Annotated in this window: 15 protein-coding genes and 1 pseudogene; 10 read left to right on the top strand and 6 right to left on the bottom strand. The window is 54.8% G+C overall.

Annotated elements, in window-relative coordinates:
- Nucleotides 1-122: 122 nt before the first annotated feature.
- Entirely contained in the window at nucleotides 123-1,163 is a 1,041-nt protein-coding gene (locus ACZ1HV_RS20080; RefSeq protein WP_472716105.1) for a substrate-binding domain-containing protein, read from the top strand.
- A 13-nt stretch (nucleotides 1,164-1,176) separates the two neighbouring features.
- On the opposite strand, the gene ACZ1HV_RS20075 is transcribed toward ACZ1HV_RS20080, so the two are convergent.
- The gene (locus tag ACZ1HV_RS20075) at nucleotides 1,177-1,848 is read right to left on the bottom strand and encodes a GntR family transcriptional regulator (protein ID WP_472716104.1); all 672 of its coding nucleotides are present in this window, start codon (nucleotides 1,846-1,848) and stop codon (nucleotides 1,177-1,179) included.
- Between the two features lie 670 nt (nucleotides 1,849-2,518).
- Here ACZ1HV_RS20075 and ACZ1HV_RS20070 point away from each other — a divergent pair.
- Complete coding sequence (locus ACZ1HV_RS20070) at nucleotides 2,519-4,027, top strand: TolC family outer membrane protein (RefSeq protein ID WP_472716103.1); 1,509 nt, start codon at nucleotides 2,519-2,521, stop codon at nucleotides 4,025-4,027.
- 81 nt (nucleotides 4,028-4,108) lie between these two features.
- On the opposite strand, the gene ACZ1HV_RS20065 is transcribed toward ACZ1HV_RS20070, so the two are convergent.
- The 4 genes from ACZ1HV_RS20065 to ACZ1HV_RS20050 form a co-directional block, all read right to left on the bottom strand.
- The gene (locus ACZ1HV_RS20065; protein ID WP_298820118.1) at nucleotides 4,109-5,140 is read right to left on the bottom strand and encodes a quaternary amine ABC transporter ATP-binding protein; all 1,032 of its coding nucleotides are present in this window, start codon (nucleotides 5,138-5,140) and stop codon (nucleotides 4,109-4,111) included.
- A complete protein-coding gene (locus ACZ1HV_RS20060) occupies nucleotides 5,133-6,017 on the bottom strand; it encodes an ABC transporter permease (RefSeq protein WP_298961137.1) in 885 nt (294 codons plus the stop codon). The genes ACZ1HV_RS20065 and ACZ1HV_RS20060 overlap by 8 nt, the downstream gene beginning before the upstream one ends.
- A gap of 75 nt (nucleotides 6,018-6,092) precedes the next feature.
- Nucleotides 6,093-7,085, bottom strand: a complete 993-nt coding sequence (locus ACZ1HV_RS20055; RefSeq protein ID WP_472716102.1) for an ABC transporter substrate-binding protein — start codon at nucleotides 7,083-7,085, stop codon at nucleotides 6,093-6,095.
- Nucleotides 7,086-7,574: 489 nt separating this feature from the next.
- On the bottom strand, nucleotides 7,575-8,432 hold the full coding sequence (locus tag ACZ1HV_RS20050; RefSeq protein WP_472716101.1) for a LysR family transcriptional regulator: 858 nt from the start codon (nucleotides 8,430-8,432) through the stop codon (nucleotides 7,575-7,577).
- A gap of 90 nt (nucleotides 8,433-8,522) precedes the next feature.
- Between ACZ1HV_RS20050 and ACZ1HV_RS20045 the strand changes: the two are divergent.
- The 6 genes and pseudogenes from ACZ1HV_RS20045 (at nucleotide 8,523) to ACZ1HV_RS20020 (ending at nucleotide 13,209) form a co-directional block, all read left to right on the top strand.
- Nucleotides 8,523-8,935: pseudogene (locus ACZ1HV_RS20045) on the top strand (VOC family protein).
- On the top strand, nucleotides 8,932-9,879 hold the full coding sequence (locus ACZ1HV_RS20040) for a 2-hydroxyacid dehydrogenase (RefSeq protein WP_472716100.1): 948 nt from the start codon (nucleotides 8,932-8,934) through the stop codon (nucleotides 9,877-9,879). The pseudogene ACZ1HV_RS20045 and the gene ACZ1HV_RS20040 overlap by 4 nt, the downstream one beginning before the upstream one ends.
- 84 nt (nucleotides 9,880-9,963) lie before the next feature.
- The gene (locus ACZ1HV_RS20035; RefSeq protein WP_472716099.1) at nucleotides 9,964-10,782 is read left to right on the top strand and encodes a sugar phosphate isomerase/epimerase family protein; all 819 of its coding nucleotides are present in this window, start codon (nucleotides 9,964-9,966) and stop codon (nucleotides 10,780-10,782) included.
- A 129-nt stretch (nucleotides 10,783-10,911) separates the two neighbouring features.
- Nucleotides 10,912-11,628 carry a cytochrome c biogenesis CcdA family protein gene (locus ACZ1HV_RS20030; RefSeq protein WP_298984683.1) on the top strand — a complete coding sequence of 239 codons (717 nt, stop codon included), beginning with the start codon at nucleotides 10,912-10,914 and terminating at the stop codon, nucleotides 11,626-11,628.
- Nucleotides 11,629-11,651: 23 nt separating this feature from the next.
- Nucleotides 11,652-12,074 (top strand): thioredoxin family protein, encoded by a 423-nt coding sequence (locus ACZ1HV_RS20025; protein WP_298961123.1) that lies wholly within the window; start codon nucleotides 11,652-11,654, stop codon nucleotides 12,072-12,074.
- A 181-nt stretch (nucleotides 12,075-12,255) separates the two neighbouring features.
- Nucleotides 12,256-13,209, top strand: coding sequence for an aldo/keto reductase (locus ACZ1HV_RS20020; protein ID WP_472716098.1), 954 nt, complete (start codon nucleotides 12,256-12,258; stop codon nucleotides 13,207-13,209).
- Between the two features lie 136 nt (nucleotides 13,210-13,345).
- Here the strand turns inward: ACZ1HV_RS20020 and gndA are convergent, their stop codons facing one another.
- Nucleotides 13,346-14,770 (bottom strand): NADP-dependent phosphogluconate dehydrogenase, encoded by a 1,425-nt coding sequence (gene gndA, locus ACZ1HV_RS20015; RefSeq protein WP_472716097.1) that lies wholly within the window; start codon nucleotides 14,768-14,770, stop codon nucleotides 13,346-13,348.
- Nucleotides 14,771-15,033: 263 nt separating this feature from the next.
- Here gndA and ACZ1HV_RS20010 point away from each other — a divergent pair, with 263 nt between their 5' ends.
- Together ACZ1HV_RS20010 and ACZ1HV_RS20005 are read left to right on the top strand one after the other, a co-directional pair.
- On the top strand, nucleotides 15,034-16,014 hold the full coding sequence (locus tag ACZ1HV_RS20010) for an ABC transporter substrate-binding protein (protein WP_298961114.1): 981 nt from the start codon (nucleotides 15,034-15,036) through the stop codon (nucleotides 16,012-16,014).
- Nucleotides 16,015-16,134: 120 nt separating this feature from the next.
- Complete coding sequence (locus tag ACZ1HV_RS20005) at nucleotides 16,135-17,835, top strand: ABC transporter permease (RefSeq protein ID WP_472716096.1); 1,701 nt, start codon at nucleotides 16,135-16,137, stop codon at nucleotides 17,833-17,835.
- Nucleotide 17,836 lies beyond the last annotated feature (1 nt).

The following is a 17,836-nucleotide window of genomic DNA, read 5'->3' as shown; positions in this document are numbered from 1 at the left end:
TTTGGATTTCGCCTTCAACATGTCTCCACAGACCGGACTTGTCAAGCACGCAACTCACCAATTAATGTTGGATTTCAATAACTGCCTGAAGGGAGGGCGCTTTCAAAGCGTTTTGGGCGAGCATGAGCAAGGGCGTAAATCTTAAAATTTTGTCACAGCGGCTGAACCTGTCACAAACGACAGTCAGCCGCGCCTTGAACGGCTACCCTGAGGTGAGTGCCGAAACCCGAAAGCGCGTTGCCGAGATGGCTGACAAGCTAGGCTACGCACCCAACAGTCAGGCCCGGCGTCTGGCCACCGGGCGATCTATGGCCATAGGCCATGTCATTCCGCGCTCGATCCATGAAATGATGAACCCGATCTTCCTGGAATTCATCGCAGGTGCCGGTGAGACCTATTCCAAGCACGGCTATGACATGATCATTTCGGTCGTTGAAGACGACCAGGAGGAAGAAGCCTACCGGCAGATCGCGTCACGAAAAAAAGCAGATGGCGTCATCGTGCACGGTCCTGCTCACAATGAGAACCGGCATGCGATCCTGAAGGACCTGAACCTGCCCTTCGTGGTTCATGGCCGCATCGCTGGCGCTGAATCCGAAACCAGCTGGATCGACATGAACAACCGCCGGGCATTCCAACGGGCAACAGACCTGCTGCTTGACCTCGACCACACTCGTATCGCGCTTTTAAATGGCCTTGAACACATGGATTTCGCCCGCAGGCGCCGACGTGGATTTGAAGACGCCATCAAAGGTCGAGGCCTGAGCCCGGACCCAGCCCTCATGCGCAGCAACGACATGACCGAACCTTACGGATGCGACAATGCCATGGAGATGCTGAAATCGGATAATCCGCCGACCGCGTTCCTGGTTTCGTCCATGATTTCAGCCATTGGCGTTGCACGCGCCATAGGCCAATGCGGCCTTGTCACCGGCAAGGATGTTTCGATCATAACGCATGACGATGCGCTTTCTTTCCTTCCCAACAGCGGCGAAGTTCCGATTTTCACCTGCACAAGGTCCTCTGTTCGTTACGCCGGAGAAAAGGCGGCTGAGCTTCTGCTGGCCATGATCGCAGACCCCAACAGTGAACCGTCATCGCTGCATCTGGACGCAGAATTGATCATCGGGCAGTCCACGGGCCCCGCCCCGGCAAAGGATTGAGTTCCTGTTGCGCCTATACTTGAGTGAGACCGCAGTCTTGCAACAGCTTCCTCATGGTTTTCAAGCCGTTGAGGCGGTGGCTGCGGGCAATTTCCCAGGCGGAAACACCATCCCCTGACTTGATGGCGGCGTTGAGCTTCCGGTGATCGGCCGCACATGAGGCCGGCGCTTGATTCAACCGCAGCAAGACCGTGTTTGCCCGAAACACCTGATCGAGAAACCCATTGATTTCAGCTTCAAGACGGTTGTTGCCGCTCGCTTCGGCTACGAGCCGGTGGAACTTGTCATCAAGCTGCGCCCAGGCATCAATGTCCTTGGCCACAAGCGCCTGGTCGGCCTCATCGCTGATTGTTTCAATTTCCGCCAATACATCTTGGGCTGCGCCGTTCTCGCCAGCGCGCTGTGCAGCCAGCGCTTCCAGAACAGACAGGATTTCGAAGACCTCGCAAATGTCGTTACCGGTTACGGGAATGACCCGCGCCCCGCGCCGTGGAATGAGTTCCACCAACCCGTCCGCCTCAAGCCGGATAAGCGCTTCGCGAACGGGCGTCCGGCTCATGCCAAGCCGGCTTGCCACTTCCGGCTCGGGCGCTTGAAAACCCGGTGGCAGCATGCCCGTCAATATATCTGACTTCAGCCGATCGTAGGCGCTATCAACACGTGTTGCTTTGGCTCTTGATGACATCGACAACAACACCCAAACCTTTGTCCAAATTGAAAAATCCTGTTCGGGCTCGATACCTGAACGGGCCACACAGCAGCAAGCGACGGGATCGTCCCGCTGGCGCAGCAATACCGTTTTGGATGCAAATCAATTCATCATCGATAATATTATCGATAAAAGTTTATCGACCTCGTTTTCTCTGGCACTTCAGTCGCCAGTCAGGTCGTCATGCAGCAGCCAGACCTCCAACTCGGTGAATTGGCGACACTTGGAACTCTCAGGGTGCTCCGATACCGCAAGACTGCGGACCCGATTTGTGCAGAGATATCAAACGCGACGCAAAGTTTCTGCGTCCGGTCAGGTCAAGGTTGCGACGTCGTCATCGGCTTCGAAACAGAAAAATGGCACTCCGCGGAAGTTTGAGAATAGACACGTATTCGACGTGAATTTTACTTTTATTGCGCACAGCTCAGTTTAGATTTTTGCAGCTTTTGACAATGCCTTTCTCAAGCCTCTGTTTAACCTTGCAAAGAAATACGCGTACCTTCATAGAAATTCAATTTTTCTTTAAATAAAACAAATACTTAATTGAGTTTCTCGCCGAATGAACATGTGATAATTCGCACATCGGCTTACCTTTGATTAACCATAAAAAACTACGGTTGGCGCAGATAGCCAAACTGGTACCAGCATGACAACCCTTTCAAGCCCTACCGACCAGCCGCCGGGGATCACTTCCCTGCTGGCTCGTGCTATGGCCGGGGTCTCTTTGTTCGCTGTTGCCATCGCCAGTCTGCCGGCACATGGGCAGTCCCTCGAAGAAGCAATGGCATCGGCATATGCGGTCAATCCGGGTCTGAAAGCTGAAAGATCACGCTACCAGGCCACGAACCAGGGCGTCTGGACAGCCAGATCTGAATTCCTGCCGACGGTAACCGGATCTTATCTTGGCGAGCAAAATGCCTATGAAACGCGAAGCGGGTCGAGCGACCGTGCGTTCTTCCACGAACTTGGCGTTTCCATGTCGCAGACCCTTTTTCAGGGCTTTGCAGGTGTCAACAGGCTCAATCAGGCGCATGAAGAGTCCGAATCCGGCCGCAATCAGCTGATTGGCGCTGAGCAAACACTGCTGCTCAATACGGCTGACGCTTATTTGCGTGTGGTTAGGGACAGGGCCATTCTCGCACGTCTGAAAGACTATACGGGCGTGGTGCAACGCGAGGTGAAGGCTGCACGGGCGCGGTACAAGTCCGGCGACGCCACGAAGACCGACATCGAGCAGGCCCTTGCCAGACTTGCCGAAGCACAAGGTAATTCGGACCAGGCGGTCGGTGACCTGGAAGCGTCGGAAGCGCTCTATGAACGACTGACGGGACAAAAACCCGGCAAGTTGGGTTGGCCCGGCATTCCCAAAACGCTGGAACCTGGAGGGTTGGATGATGCGATTACGATCGCATTTCAAAACAACCCTTCTATACGCGCTGCAACTGCAGACGCACGCGCAGCCCGATACGCAGCGCGGGCCGCGGTCGGAGACATGCTTCCGCGCGTATCTCTGGAAAGTGAATGGGAAAACGGATACCGCGGCAACCTTGGCAATCAGGACGAAGAGGATTTCCGCTTCGGTGTACGTGTCTCAGCCCCGCTCTTTACTGGTGGACGCAACATATCCTCCGTCAAGCGAGCCAAGTTCACGGCAGCTCAAGAAGAATATGAGCTCGACGACACGCAGCAGATCATTCGCGAGAACGTCATTCGCGCGATGAAGCAGCGAACGGCATCCCGATTGCGGGCCAAAGCCGGCAAACGCGCCATTGAAGCCAATCGGCGTGCTGTGAAAGGGCTCCAGGTGGAGTTCGACAGCGGGCAGAGGTCCCTGCTCGACGTACTGGATGGCGAACGGGAATTGCTTTTGAGCCAGGTCGATCATGTCCGTGCCCGCTATGATGCGCGCATTGCCGATTTCTTCCTGCTGGCAAACATAGGGCGATTGGCCCCGCAACATTTCTCGATCATCGAAGAACGCCCGGCGGCAGTCGGCAGGCTGATCCCTGAATTCAACACCTGGGATCTTCGGCTTGGTCCGACTGAAAACGACATTGTTCAGATGGAACTGGCTGACGCGAATGCGGTTGATACTGGCCGGAAAGGCCCGGGCGGGATCAACTGGCTGTCCTGGCCCTATCGTTCAGGGAACTGACCAGCACTTCCAATTCGGCTCCAAAAATGACAAGGCCCCGAATTTTCCTCCGGGGCCTTGAAAATCTAATCGAAGCGCATGTCAGTGGCTGGCAGGTGTCACCATGGCACTGATCGTGTCCTGGACGTTCAGGACACCGACTGGCTTTCCATCGCCATTGACGACACAGGCCTCGCCCTCGCCGGTCTCTGCGAAGGTCTTTGCAGCCTCCTCAAGCATAATGCCGCTTTCGATGGTCAGTCCGCCTTCAACGGTTTTGGATTTGTCCATGACCGTTTCGACAAGGATCACGCGCCCTCGATTCACTTCTTTCACGAAGTCGGCGATATAAGCATCGGCAGGATTGAGAACGATGTCCTGGCCCGATCCCTGCTGAATCACGGCACCATCCCGAAGAATTGCAATCTTGTCGCCAAGCCGCAGCGCCTCATCCAGATCGTGGGTGATGAAGACGATGGTCTTGTGCAGCTCTTCCTGCAGATCCAGCAGAACGGTTTGCATGTCCATGCGGATCAACGGATCGAGGGCTGAAAACGCTTCATCCATCAGCAGAATATCGGCGTCGTTGGTCAACGCACGCGCCAGGCCGACGCGCTGCTGCATGCCACCGGAAAGCTGGTTCGGATAATGATCCTCAAAGCCTTCCAGACCGACACGCGCGATCCAGCGGGCTGCCCGCTCTTCCGCCTCTTTCATCGGCACGCCCTGGATTTCCAGTCCATAGACGGTGTTTTTCATTACCGTTCGATGCGGCAGCAGGGCGAACTTTTGGAACACCATGGCGGTCTTGTGGCGACGGAATTCGCGGAGCTCATCCTGGGACATCTTGCAGACGTCCTCGTTGCCATAAAGGACTTCACCGTCCGTCGGATCGATCAGCCGGTTGATGTGCCGGATCAAGGTAGATTTACCCGATCCTGACAATCCCATCACCACTTCGATTTTACCTCCTGGCATCGAAATGTTGATGTTGTTCAAACCGAGTACGTGATTGAACTTTTCGTTCAATTCCGTCTTCGACATGCCCTCCTTGACCTTCCGGACCATCTCTTTGCCGTTCGGTCCAAAAATTTTGTAGAGATTCTTGATCTCAATACCAGTTGCCTCAGCCATGGACGACCTCCGAGTGTTTTTGAAGGCGCTTGCCATAAGCCTGGGTCGCACGGTCAAAGATAATTGCGATTGAAACAATTGAGAGACCACTCAACATTCCAGCCGTCAGGTATTGGTTGTTAATCGCATTGAGAACTTCTTGGCCAAGCCCTTTGACACCGATCATCGACGCGACCACGACCATGGACAGAGACATCATGATGCACTGGTTGATACCTGCCATTATGGTTGGCAGCGCCAGTGGCAATTGGACATTCATGAGTTTCTGTCGCGCATTGGACCCAAAGGCATCTGCGGCTTCAAGCACGTCTTGATCGACAAGCCGGATCCCTAGATTGGTCAATCGGATCATTGGCGGGATTGCATAGATCACGACCGCGATAAGACCTGGGACCTTGCCAATTCCGAAGATCATGACCACCGGGATCAGATAGACAAAGCTCGGCATGGTCTGCATCAAATCCAGCACCGGGTTGACCATCCGCTGGACACGATCAGAACGCGCCATGAGGATACCGATCGGAATGCCCAGAACGATCGCCAGCATGGTGCATACCGTCACCATGGCGACTGTGCGCATCGTGTCTTCCCAGAGCCCGAAGACCCCAATCAGAACAAGCGCAACGACCGTGCCGATCACGATGGACACTTTCCGGCTCAGCAGAAAAATGATCACAGCAAATGCTGCGAGCACAATAGGCCAGGGAGAGTTGATCAGTAGCTGTTCAAGAAAAATCAGGAAGTCCTGCAACGGATCAAACATCTTGTCGATGATGTCACCATACGCCCTGGTGAACTCCTTGAATGATCCATCAATGGTTTTCTTGATTGTTAGCAAGGTGCCCCGGCTAAGCGAGGGAAATTCGATCCAGTCCATCTGTGTCGTCCCGATGGTTTTGCCCCAAATGAAAAGCCCGCACATTAGCGCGGGCTCCAGTCTCGTCTCGGCAGCTTAGAGCGATGCCTTGATTTTTTCGGCAGCTTCCGGGCTGACCCACTGGCTCCATACATCCTCGAAGTTTTCGAGGAAGTAATAAGCACCGTCTTCATTGGCCGCCTGATTGTCGCTCATCCATGCCAACACCTTACCAGCTGTACGGTTGTCCCACGTACGGCCTTTGATGTAGTCCATTGCAGGACCCGCCTTGTTTGCAAAATCGTCCGTCACAACTGTGAAGACTTCGGACTTGACCCAGGAATTCGGCTTCGGATCCGGACAGTCTTCGACCACGGTGCATTTATCCCACTCGGCCTTGTCATGCGGCACTTCAAAGTCGAGCAACGTCATGTCGTATTTGCCGAGAATGGAGGTAGGCGCCCAGTAATAGCCAAGCCAACCTTCCTTGCGCTCGTTGGCGCGGGCAATTGAACCGTCAAGGCCCGCAGCGGAACCCGGATCGACCATTTCAAACCCGGCTTCGTCGAAGCCGAATGCCCGGAACAGGTTGCCAGTGGTTATGCGGCAGTTCCAGCCGGTCGGGCATGTGAAGAAGCCACCTTTGCTGTCGTCTTCCGCTCCCTTGAAGAGATCCGGACGGGCAAGAGCGTCCTTGACGGTTTTGATGCCGTGTTCCTCGGCAATGAACGTTGGCACCCAAAAGCCTTCAACGCCACCTTCGTTGAGGATCTCACCGCCGATGATCAAGGAGCCTTCCGAAACAGCCTGGTCGAGCGGTTCGCGTACGGCATTGATCCAAAGCTCGGGAGCCATGTCCGGCTCACCCTTCTCGTTCATGGAAGTGAAGGTCGGCATCGTGTCGCCGGCAACGAGCTCGACATTGCAGCCGTAACCGTTCTCGAGAATGATCTTGTCGATCTGGGAGATTGCGCCTGCAGACGCCCAGTTCATTTCAGCGACGGTGATCGTGCCGCAGTCTTCGGCCATGGCTGACGACGCCATCCCGACCAGCGCGGTCGCGGCGACCGTGGCAAACAACTTCTTCATAGGAACACTCCTGTCCAGTCTTTTTGCTGATTGTGTTTTTGGGTGCAGTTCGCAAATTCTCTCCGCGAAGTATTCACGCATCCGCGCTTCCAATTGGAAAGTATATCAAGCAAGAAACGAAGTTTCGACTTGAAGGCATGAATATCAATTATTTTTAATTTAGCCTTCATCTAACGCTTATACGCTACTCTTGCTCTGCAGCCGCTTTGATGAGCCAAACGTAACCGAATGGGATCATCGCCGGTATTTAAACCAGCTCGAAGCTCAACACGCTTTACCATTGCACTAAGAAGCCGTTAGCACAACAGTAGAGTCCCAATTCACCCTGCAATCATATCGTTAATTTCAATAGCGCGCCCTCAAGCGACATTTTTATGCCTACAATCGTCATGAATTTTAGTTTTCTTTCAAAGAAGTGATTCTTGCTGACCTCGCGGAACCCTCAAAACTACACCCATGGGTTGATGTATTGAATGCGGCAATCTCTTTTCAAGGCGCTTTGGCAATCGCTGCGAGCACCAATTCCGTCAGAGAGGCGACAACAGACGCAGTTGGATGAACAAGAACCATCTTGCGCACTGCAGAAGTTGTCATTGACAGTTCCTGCAAGTTGGACCTCTGAGCAATCAGGCCACGCCATTCCGGCACAATTGCCTGACCGGCTCCACTCGCCACCATCTGTGCAATCGTCTCCAATCCATCCAGTTCGCAAAGGATATGTCCACGGCGAAATTTCCGCTCAAAGGCATTCCAGATAACGCGCCCGCCCCAGGCTTCCCTGTCATAGACAATCCAGGGCAAGTCAGCGTCACCGGGGGTCTTCTGATCCGCGTCTGCAGGAGCAATGTGAACCGCCGTTTCTTCGCAGAACAAACTGCTGCGCAAGCTCTTTGGCAACGAGAAAGGCGGTTCTGAAATCAGAACCGCATCCAGGTGGCCCGCCACAAGATCCTGGTAGAGGGCACGGGAGGTGCCCGGCCGAATGGTGAGCATTGCCTTAGGCGCTCTTTCCCTGAAGACGTCGATGACAGTGGGGCCGTAGTCAACAAGGATGGTCGAGACTGCCCCGAGACGATAAGGCCCACCCAAACCTTCAGCATCTGTAGCAGAGCGTAACCGCTGTGCAGCCTGTACAAGTTCTCGGGCCGCCAGCAACACACGAAGACACTCTGGTGTCGGTTGTGCCGCATGAGAGGTCCGGACGAGCAGTTCACAGGCAAGTTCGGTTTCCAAAACACGTATTCTTTGGCTGACAGCCGCTGCAGTGAGGTTTTGCGTCCTCGCGGCACCGGCAATAGAGCCACTTTCAACGACGGCGATCAAGCTTTCCAGAAATCGCGTATCCAAAACATTTTCCTATGAAAGAAGAAGCAAAAAGATAGTAATTGTTTTGAATTGGTTCTGCTACTACGAGCACACACATTTCTGGAGAACCTCATGCAACCCTGCTTCCACCTCGCCTACCACGTAACCGATCTCGATGAAGCACGTGCGTTTTACAGCCGCCTGCTCGGCTGCCAGGAAGGACGCAGCTCTGAAACCTGGGTGGATTTCAATTTCTTTGGACACCAGCTCTCGCTGCATCTTGGCAAGCCATTTGAAACAACCAACACCGGCAAGGTAGGAAACCATATGGTTCCCATGCCCCATCTTGGCGTTGTGCTGGACATGGAAGAGTGGAAGGCTCTTGCGCAACGGCTCGTAGCCGCTAACCTCGATTTCGTTGTTGCCCCGACCGTCCGGTTCGAGGGCCAGCCCGGGGAACAAAGCACAATGTTTTTTTGGATCCGTCCGGGAACCCGATAGAAGTGAAAGGCTTCGCCAACGCTGCGGGGATCTTCGAAAGATGAAACCGATTGTGCCGTTCGTTTCCGAAGCAAATGAGGACGAGCGCAAGGCCTGGAGCACAGCCTTGCCGACTGCCTTGAAGGATATTGCCGAAGTCAAAGCCTTCAGCACTTTGAGTGAACAGGAACGCTCTCGGGCTACCGTTGCAATTGTTGCCAATCCGGATCCTGCCAAAGTCGCAGCAATGCCAAATTTGGTCTGGGTGCAAAGCCTTTGGGCCGGCGTTGAACGCTTGACCGCTGAACTGCCCCAGGATGGCCCATTGATTGTGCGCCTGACGGATCCCCAGATGGCAGAGACCATGTCGGAGGCCGTGCTTGCCTGGTCGCTATACCTTCACCGGGATATGCCGAAATACATGACACAGCAACGCCAACGGGTCTGGCTGGGACATGAGCTGTTACTCCCAGCGCACCGCACCATTGCCATTCTCGGCCTTGGCAAGCTTGGCATTGCATCCGCCAGAAGACTGAAATCAAACGGCTTCAATGTCATCGGCTGGAGCCGAAGCGAAAAGTCACTTGACGACATCAGGACCTATTGTGGCCAAGACGGATTGGAAACCGTTTTAAGGCAGGCTGACAGTCTTGTGCTTTTGATGCCATTGACGGACGAAACGCGCGGTCTGCTCGACTCAACTGCCTTAGAACACTGCAAACCCGGAGCCACCGTCATTAATTTTGCGCGCGGCCCGATCATTGAAACGCCCGCGCTGATCGCAGCCCTGGATCGCGGGCAATTGAGCCACGCGGTCCTTGACGTCTTCGACAGTGAGCCATTGCCTCCCGAAAGTCCTCTGTGGAGCAACAGCAATGTGACCATCCTGCCGCATATTTCCGCACCAACAATTACGTCGACCGCGTCCCAAATCGTCGCAAACAACATCAGGCACTTTTTCCAGACAGGTTGCCTGCCTGAAAGCGTCGACCGCAAAAAGGGATACTGAAACAAGACGATGCAAACGTCGCAATAGTGTCAAGGATTGCAACTTATCTGATTGGCAACAGCTACAATCAACACAGGTATCACCATGCCAGACCTTCCTATTTTGGGCGCAGCCCTGAACGTGACCTCGCTGAAAACGCATCGGAACCTGATGCTCGAAAAGCAACGGGATCTTGAACTTCAGGACTTCTGGCCGGCTGAAACGCTGAATGGTGATTGGCAACCGCTGGTCGACGAGGCCAAGGCGCTTCTTGACGGTCACACCGGCCGCGTTGGCATTCATGGCCCATTCTGGGGCTTTACCATCGACCCGGTTGATATCGACATTCGCGAGATCGTCAAAAAGCGTCTGCTTCAAGGACTGGAAGTCTGTGAAGCCCTGAGCGGGACCCATATGGTGGTTCACAGTCCCTATTCCACCTGGGATCACAACAATCTCGACAATTACGACGACGCAAGGGATCGCAAGATCGAACTCTGTCATTTGACGATGAAGAACGCAGTCAAACGCGCGGAAGACATAGGCTGCGAACTGGTCATTGAAAATATCGAGGACAAGGACCCGTACGCCCGCGTCGAACTTGCGGAAAGCTTCGGCTCAAAAGCAGTCAGGATATCCATCGATACCGGCCATGCACACTATGCCCACGGTTCCACCGGTGCGCCACCCGTCGATTATTTCGTCAAGGCCGCTGGAAGCAAACTCCGTCATATGCACTTACAGGATGCAGATGGCTACGCTGACCGGCACTGGGCACTTGGTGAAGGCAACATCAACTGGCATTCAGTCTTCAATGCGATCGGGAAACTCGACAGCGACCCTCGCCTGATTGTCGAAATCAAGGATCACGCAAAGCTTCCAGCTTCGATCGCAAACATGGAAGCGCTCGGTCTGGCCCAATAGGGTCAGCCAACAAATTTGTGATCAGACTTTAGGGGACATAAACCTGTCGCTGACCTATCTACCGTGCTGTGCCGACCGGCTGAACCCGGCCGGCTTTTGTGATCAATAGACGAGCACTGTCCGGACCATATGCTTGAACTTCCACTCGCTTATCTCGCAGGCCTTTTGACACTGATAAATCCCTGCGTCCTGCCGGTCCTGCCCATCGTTCTGGCATCCGCATTGAACGCCGACCGGCGTGCGCCCGTCGCGCTTGCCGCCGGTATGAGCGTTTCCTTCGTCACCGTCGGCATGCTGGTATCCACACTGGGTTACGCCATCGGTCTGACCGAAGAATTGATGTCCAAAGTCGGTGCCACCTTGATGATCGTTTTCGGTCTTGTCTTGCTGGTGCCTGCATTCAGCCAACGGTTTGAGCTCGCTGCAGCAGGTTTCTCCGGTTCCGCCGGCCAGAAAATGCAATCCACCGACACAAGCGGCCTGCGTGGTCAGTTCCTTGGCGGCATTCTTCTCGGTGCTGTCTGGTCACCCTGCATCGGGCCGACACTTGGAGGTGCAATTGCACTTGCCTCACAGGGAGAAAGTCTCCTCTGGGCAGCACTCATTATGTGTTTCTTCGCCCTCGGTGTTTCTACGCTGATCGTGGGGTTGGGACTGGGTGCTCGTGAAACTCTGCGCAGCCGAACCGACAAGTTGCGCGGCCTGGCCGAAAAATCCAAACCCATTATGGGCCTCGTGTTCCTGACGGTCGGCGTGCTGCTGATCTTCAACGTCCATCATATGGTCGATGCCTGGGCAATGAGCGTCATGCCGATCTGGCTTCAGGACCTGTCTGTTCGTTTCTGAACCTTTACTGGAAAGGATACCCGATGAACCGCCGTCACTTCCTCCTCTCATCTGCAGCTGCCGGACTAGCGGCAACAGTTTTGCCCAACGCGGCATTTGCGAGCGAAACACTGGATTACGCGCCCGGCCTTATCGAAAAGGAACTTTCTGCAGGCAAGACAGTGTTCGTGGATTACGCCGCATCATGGTGCGGAACCTGTGCCCGGCAGGAACGCGTGATCAATGCCCTTCGCGGAGCCAATCCGGCCTATGATCAGGCGATGGTTTTTGTTCGTGTCGACTGGGACGACTATCGCCAGCACCAAGTCACCACTTCGCGGAAAATTCCGCGCAGATCCACTTTGCTTGTATTGAAAGGCAATCAAGAGCTTGGGCGCATTGTTGCCGGTACAAGCGAAGCTCAAATCAAATCACTGATGGACACAGGCCTCCAGGCCGGAAGCTGAGTTCAGAACCTGCCAAGAACCGTTGATGACCATCGTGACGCGGTTCTTCAGAGTTCGTTTCAATCCTGAAACGACAGTTTCAGATTGTTCTATGGATGCGCAACCAGGTGCATGTCACTTTCCTGCCGAAACGACAGGAAAGTGACATGCAAATTTTTCAAAAGAGATCTCGCCACTCGGGATGGGGTGTTGGCCAATCGGCGGGCCCATGTTCAAGGACGGGCGTCCGCTCGGATATGCAAACAGCGACGACGCTGAATCCATTCGCACCATTCACGCCGCCCTGGAGGGCGGTATTACCCTATTCGACACTGCGGCAGCATATGGCGCTGGACATGCGGAGAAGCTGCTCGGCCAAGCGCTCCGCAATCGTCCTGACGCTGTAATTGTCAGTAAATTGGGCCTGGCAATCGACGAGACCACAAAAGAAATTCTCGGCGAGGAGGCGAGTGCAGACAGCGTGCTTCCGGCGATTGAAAACAGCCTCAAACGGCTCCAGCGCGACTGCCTCGACATTGTCCTTCTCCATCTGAATTCACTGCCGATTGATCGCGCGATGCCGATATTCGAAGAGATGGAAAAAGCACGCATTGAAGGAAAGATTCGTGGCTATGGTTGGAGCACTGACTTCACAGGCAATGTCGAAGCCTTGTCGAAGAGAGACGGTGTGGTGGCCGTAGAGCACGGCACAAACGTCTTTTGCGATACACCCAAAATCCGCAGGGCGATCGCGCACCAAGGCCTTGTTGCCTTCATTCGCTCTCCGCTGGCGATGGGTCTGCTGGGCGGAAACTATCGGAAAGGTTCCGTCATGCCGAAAGATGACATCCGATCGACGGAACAGATGTGGCTGACCTATTACAAAGACGGCAAGCCAAACATCGAGTTTCTGGAAAAACTGGACGCAGTACGCGACCTGCTCCAGTCAGATGGCCGGTCGCTGCCTCAAGGCGCACTTGGTTGGCTCTGGGCAAAATCAGACCGCAATTATCCCTTGCCCGGTGCCCGGACAGTTGCCCAGATCCAGGATCTTGCCGGGGCCCTGAAATTCGGCGCACTTCCAAAAGCAGTTGTTTCTGAAATCGACACCCTCATTGGTCCCAAACACGAGGACTATGTCGAAAAGGAACTCTGATCGGGCGCCAGCCAGACTTGATGGCGGACCGACAGATTTCCAATAGCCAATGCAAAAACGGCGGCCAAAATGGCCGCCGTACCTGCTTCAACGGGTCATAAGTGCTGCATTCGCAGAAGACCTTCAGACAGTCTGCTCAACCCATCGCCCAGGGACCGTGATAGCCTCCACCATCCTTGTCCGTGCGTTCAAAGCCATGCGCTCCAAAGAAGTCGCGCTGACCTTGCAACATGTTTGCGGTCGACCTGCCGGTACGCATGATGTCGAAATAGGAAAGCGCAGCTGAAAGGGCCGGAACGGGCAGGCCGTGAAGCGCCGCCTGGGCCACCACCTGACGCAGCATCGCTTCTGTCTCCTTCAACTTGTCGGAAAAGAACGGAGCCAGCATCAGATTGCGTTCTGAATTATCTGCAAGTGCTGCAGACATGTCATTCAACATGGCTGAACGGATGATACAGCCATTACGCCAGATACGTGCTATTTGCGGCAGCGGCATCGCCCAACCATATTGCCGCGCGGCTTCCAGGATCAGCCCGAAACCTTGCGCATAACAAACGATTTTGCCGGCAACCAGAGCTGCTTCCAATGCATCGATTGTCACGGCTTCCCGGTCCATTTCACTGGGTGCCGCGCCGAACTCGGCTTGGCCCGCCTGACGCTCGTCCAATCTCGCCGACATGTTCCGTGTCGCGACGGCAGCCTCAATGGCACTTGCCGGTGTTCCCAGCATCAGAGCCTCGATTGCGGTCCAGCGTCCGGTGCCCTTCTGCCCGGCCTTGTCCAAAATGATGTCGAGCATCGGTCGGCCGGTTTCCGGATCGGCGGTTCCGGCAACCTTTCCCGAAATTTCAATCAGGTAGGACTGGAGAATGCCCCCATTCCATTTTTCAAAAACGCGGGCGATTTCGGAAGAATTCATCCCAAAGCCGTCGCGCATGACGCCATAAACTTCTGCAATCATCTGCATGTCGGCATATTCGATGCCGTTATGAACGGTTTTCACGAGGTGGCCGGCCCCCGCTTCACCGAGATAGGCAGCACAGGGCTCCTCCTCGTGTTTTGCGGATATGGCTTCTAGAATGTGACCGACCTGGTCCCATGCATCCTTTGCACCGCCCCCCATGATAGACGGACCGAAACGCGCGCCTTCTTCACCGCCAGACACGCCAATGCCCATGAAACGCGGACCTTTTTCCGCAGCCTCCGCCGCCCTGCGGTTGGTGTCGTGATAATTGGCATTGCCTGCATCGATAATCAGATCTTGACCATCAAGCAAAGGGCGCAGCGCTTCAATCTGTGCATCGACAGCCTCGCCAGCTGGAACCATCAGGATCACGGCTCTGGGCGACTTGATTGATGCAACGAAGTCCTCAAGCGTCTTCGAAGGCACAAGCTTGTCAGCAAGTGCGCCGGCTTTTCCAATGAACTGATCTGTCTTCTCGGCAGTGCGGTTATAGACCGCTATCTGAAATCCGTTCTCGGCAATATTGAGCGCGAGGTTGCCGCCCATTGTGCCAAGACCAATCAGCCCGATTTCCGCGACAGCACTTTCAGAGCTCATGAACAACGCCTTTCTCAAATCGATTTAGAACCGTGTGCAGCGGTGATAGCGGACCGGTGCGCATCCGGCAATCCTTGCATACAAGCGAACACAATTTGAGGAACGCCCTTCAGGCCCTCCCTCTCGAAACACGGAGGGTCACGCAGGATTCCCAAAAAGGCCATGTATTATTGTCCAGTGGTCGAAAAAATCTGTCACACAAGACTGATACCCGATTGCCTGACCGCAAGAACCAACGCGGCTCAGCCAAAGGGATCTGTTAAATGAAAAAGCTTCTGATTGCAGCCGGCCTCTTCGCTGCGGCGTCCGTATCCGCCTATGCTGAGGATGTAACTGGCAAACTTGTACTCTACACCTCCCAGCCGAATGCCGACGCACAGGCAACCGTTGATGCGTTTGCAGAAAAGCATCCGGGTGTCGAAGTCGAATGGGTTCGCGATGGCACCACAAAAATGATGGCCAAGTTGCGCGCCGAATTCGAAGCCGGAGCGCCAAAACCGGACGTCCTTCTGATTGCCGACATGGTCACAATGGAAGGCTTGAAAAAAGAAGGCCGCCTGATGGCGCACGAGGGCGCAGACGTTGCTGAATATGACCCTGCGATCATGGACAAGGATAAAACCTACTTCTCTACCAAGCTGATCACCACAGGCATTGTCTACAACACCAACGCGCCAATGAAGCCGACTTCCTATAAGGATCTCCTGAAGGAACAAGCGAAAGACAAACTGGCGATGCCGTCGCCACTGACATCCGGTGCTGCAACGATCCATATGGCCGCCTTGACGTCCAATCCCGATCTGGGCTGGGCTTTCTATGAAGGCCTTGCGGAGCAGGGCGCCAATCCGAAGGGCGGCAATGGCGGAACCTATAAGGCGGTCGCCGGCGGTGAGAAGCTTTATGGATTTGTTGTCGACTTCCTGCCGATCCGCGAAAAGCTCAAGGGTGCCCCGGTAGAATTTGTTTTCCCGGAAGAAGGCGTCTCAGCCGTAACTGAGCCGGTCGCAATCCTGTCCACGGCACAAAATCCGGACGCTGCCAAAGCCTTTGTTGATTTCCTTATCTCCGAGGAAGGTCAAAAACTGGCTGCCTCGCAAGGGTATCTTCCTGCACATCCGGCAGTGAAGGCACCGGAAGGTTTTCCTGCACGCGATACGATCAAACTGATGGACTTCGACCCGGTCTCGGCTCTTGAAAAAGATCAGGCCAACAAGTTGAAGTTCAGCGAAATCTTCGGCGGCTGAGGAGATATCTCACCCCGAGAAACAACGCAGTGCGAGCTTCCTCGCACTGCGTTGTTCTTTCTGCCGTGCCATTTACATGCGCCTCATACCTGGGCAACAAACAGAGTAAATTGAAGCCGCATGCGCCCAAAGCTTGCTCCTGAGAAAACAACACTGCTGCTGCTTGTGGTCGGCGCGACGGCGGTATGTGGCCTGCCCCTTCTGCTGTTGTTCAAAACCGGGCTGACAAGTGAAGGCAGTGTGGCTGTTGGACCGCTTCTGGAAGCGGTTCAAAGCCGCTCGGTCCAGCGGGCGCTTTGGCATTCCATTGAGAGCAGTCTTTGGTCCGCACTCGGTGCGTCCATCCTCGGAACCTGCCTCGCGCTGATCATCGGCTTGACAGACATTCGCGCGAAAGGCCTGCTGGTCTTCCTCATTCTATTGCCGATGATGATCCCGCCGCATGTCACAGCAATAGCCTGGATACAGGCACTTGGACCCGCCAGCCCTGTTTTGCAATGGTTGGGTCTGGCACCCGAAATTGGGTCGACGCATCCGCTCTATTCACGCGAAGGCCTGGTGTTTCTGCTGACGCTGCAGCACAGTCCCCTCGTTTTTCTCCTTGTCCGCGCGGCCTTGCGGACCTTTCCGCGCGAGCTTTCCGATGCCGCACGCATCTCCGGTGCTGGCGCTGCCTTGATGCTGCGCCGGATAACGCTTCCACTCCTTGGCCCATCGCTTTTGGCCGGTTTCGCGCTTGCCTTCGTTGCCGCGCTCGGCAACTTCGGCATCAACGCGCTGATCGGCATTCCGGCACGTTATACGACCTTGCCGGTGCTCGTGTGGCGGCGCCTGGCCAGCTTCGGGCCAGACATTTTGCCCAATGTTGCCGTGATTTCCGTCATATTGGCGTTTGTCGCACTTTTCGCCATTTTATTGCAAAGCCTGTTGCAGCGCCGCATGCGCGCGAGCCTCATCGGGTTGCCACAGGACCCTTTGGCAATTTCGCTCGGCTCCAGGCGCATCCTCGTCGAGAGTATCCTCTGGCTGTTTGTTGCCGGCGTGCTTTTGCTTCCCGCAGCTTCCCTGCTTGCGACGTCTTTGGTGAAGACCTACGGCCTGCCACTGTCGCTCGAGACCCTGACATTGGACAATTTCACCGAAGTACTCTGGCGTCAGACAGTCACGCTCAGAGCATTTGCCAATTCGACGTTGATTGCCGGACTAAGCGCATTTGTCATTGCCGCAATGAGTTTGCTTCTCGGTTATTTTCTTGCCCACAAAAATTCAGGAAACCGCCGCTTGGCGGGATTGGCGTTGACGCAGTCTGAAATCGCTTTTGCGGTTCCAGGCCTTGTCATGTCGATCGCGTTCATCCTGGCCTTTATCCGACCGATCCCTGTACTTGGCATCTCGCTCTATGGCACCATCTGGATCATCCTGATTGCGTATGTCTCCGTGTTTCTTGCGGTTGGATTGAAGCCTGTCATGGCCGCATTCCTGCAAATGGACGCTTCTCTGGAAGATGCGGCACGGGTTTCCGGAGCCGGTTTTTTCAGACGCATGCGCAAGATATTCGCTCCCCTTGCCGCACCATCCGCAGCTTCCGGCGCAATCCTTGTCTTCCTCACGGCGTATAATGAAGTCACTGTATCAGCGCTGCTCTGGTCGACGGGAAACGAGACCATCGGAACAACTATCTTCAACTATGAAGACGGCGGTTACACCACACTGGCAGCCGCCATGTCAGCGGTTGTGGTTGGGGCTACAATCTTCATCATGCTGGCCATGAACGTTCTGGCCAGGCGCGTTCCGAACGGCACAATCCCCTGGAAGGACTGAG

This window comes from Roseibium sp. JB4-4, assembly GCF_055693425.1.
This window is presented reverse-complemented; position numbering and strand designations above follow the sequence as displayed.

Bases quoted from the DNA above. Each gene is read 5' to 3' on its own strand.
- ACZ1HV_RS20080 (WP_472716105.1), top strand. From the start codon at position 123: ATGAGCAAGGGCGTAAATCTTAAAATTTTGTCACAGCGGCTGAACCTG.
- ACZ1HV_RS20075 (WP_472716104.1), bottom strand. From the start codon at position 1,848: ATGTCATCAAGAGCCAAAGCAACACGTGTTGATAGCGCCTACGATCGG.
- ACZ1HV_RS20070 (WP_472716103.1), top strand. From the start codon at position 2,519: ATGACAACCCTTTCAAGCCCTACCGACCAGCCGCCGGGGATCACTTCC.
- ACZ1HV_RS20065 (WP_298820118.1), bottom strand. From the start codon at position 5,140: ATGGCTGAGGCAACTGGTATTGAGATCAAGAATCTCTACAAAATTTTT.
- ACZ1HV_RS20060 (WP_298961137.1), bottom strand. From the start codon at position 6,017: ATGGACTGGATCGAATTTCCCTCGCTTAGCCGGGGCACCTTGCTAACA.
- ACZ1HV_RS20055 (WP_472716102.1), bottom strand. From the start codon at position 7,085: ATGAAGAAGTTGTTTGCCACGGTCGCCGCGACCGCGCTGGTCGGGATG.
- ACZ1HV_RS20040 (WP_472716100.1), top strand. From the start codon at position 8,932: ATGAAACCGATTGTGCCGTTCGTTTCCGAAGCAAATGAGGACGAGCGC.
- ACZ1HV_RS20035 (WP_472716099.1), top strand. From the start codon at position 9,964: ATGCCAGACCTTCCTATTTTGGGCGCAGCCCTGAACGTGACCTCGCTG.
- ACZ1HV_RS20030 (WP_298984683.1), top strand. From the start codon at position 10,912: ATGCTTGAACTTCCACTCGCTTATCTCGCAGGCCTTTTGACACTGATA.
- ACZ1HV_RS20025 (WP_298961123.1), top strand. From the start codon at position 11,652: ATGAACCGCCGTCACTTCCTCCTCTCATCTGCAGCTGCCGGACTAGCG.
- ACZ1HV_RS20020 (WP_472716098.1), top strand. From the start codon at position 12,256: ATGGGGTGTTGGCCAATCGGCGGGCCCATGTTCAAGGACGGGCGTCCG.
- gndA (WP_472716097.1), bottom strand. From the start codon at position 14,770: ATGAGCTCTGAAAGTGCTGTCGCGGAAATCGGGCTGATTGGTCTTGGC.
- ACZ1HV_RS20010 (WP_298961114.1), top strand. From the start codon at position 15,034: ATGAAAAAGCTTCTGATTGCAGCCGGCCTCTTCGCTGCGGCGTCCGTA.
- ACZ1HV_RS20005 (WP_472716096.1), top strand. From the start codon at position 16,135: ATGCGCCCAAAGCTTGCTCCTGAGAAAACAACACTGCTGCTGCTTGTG.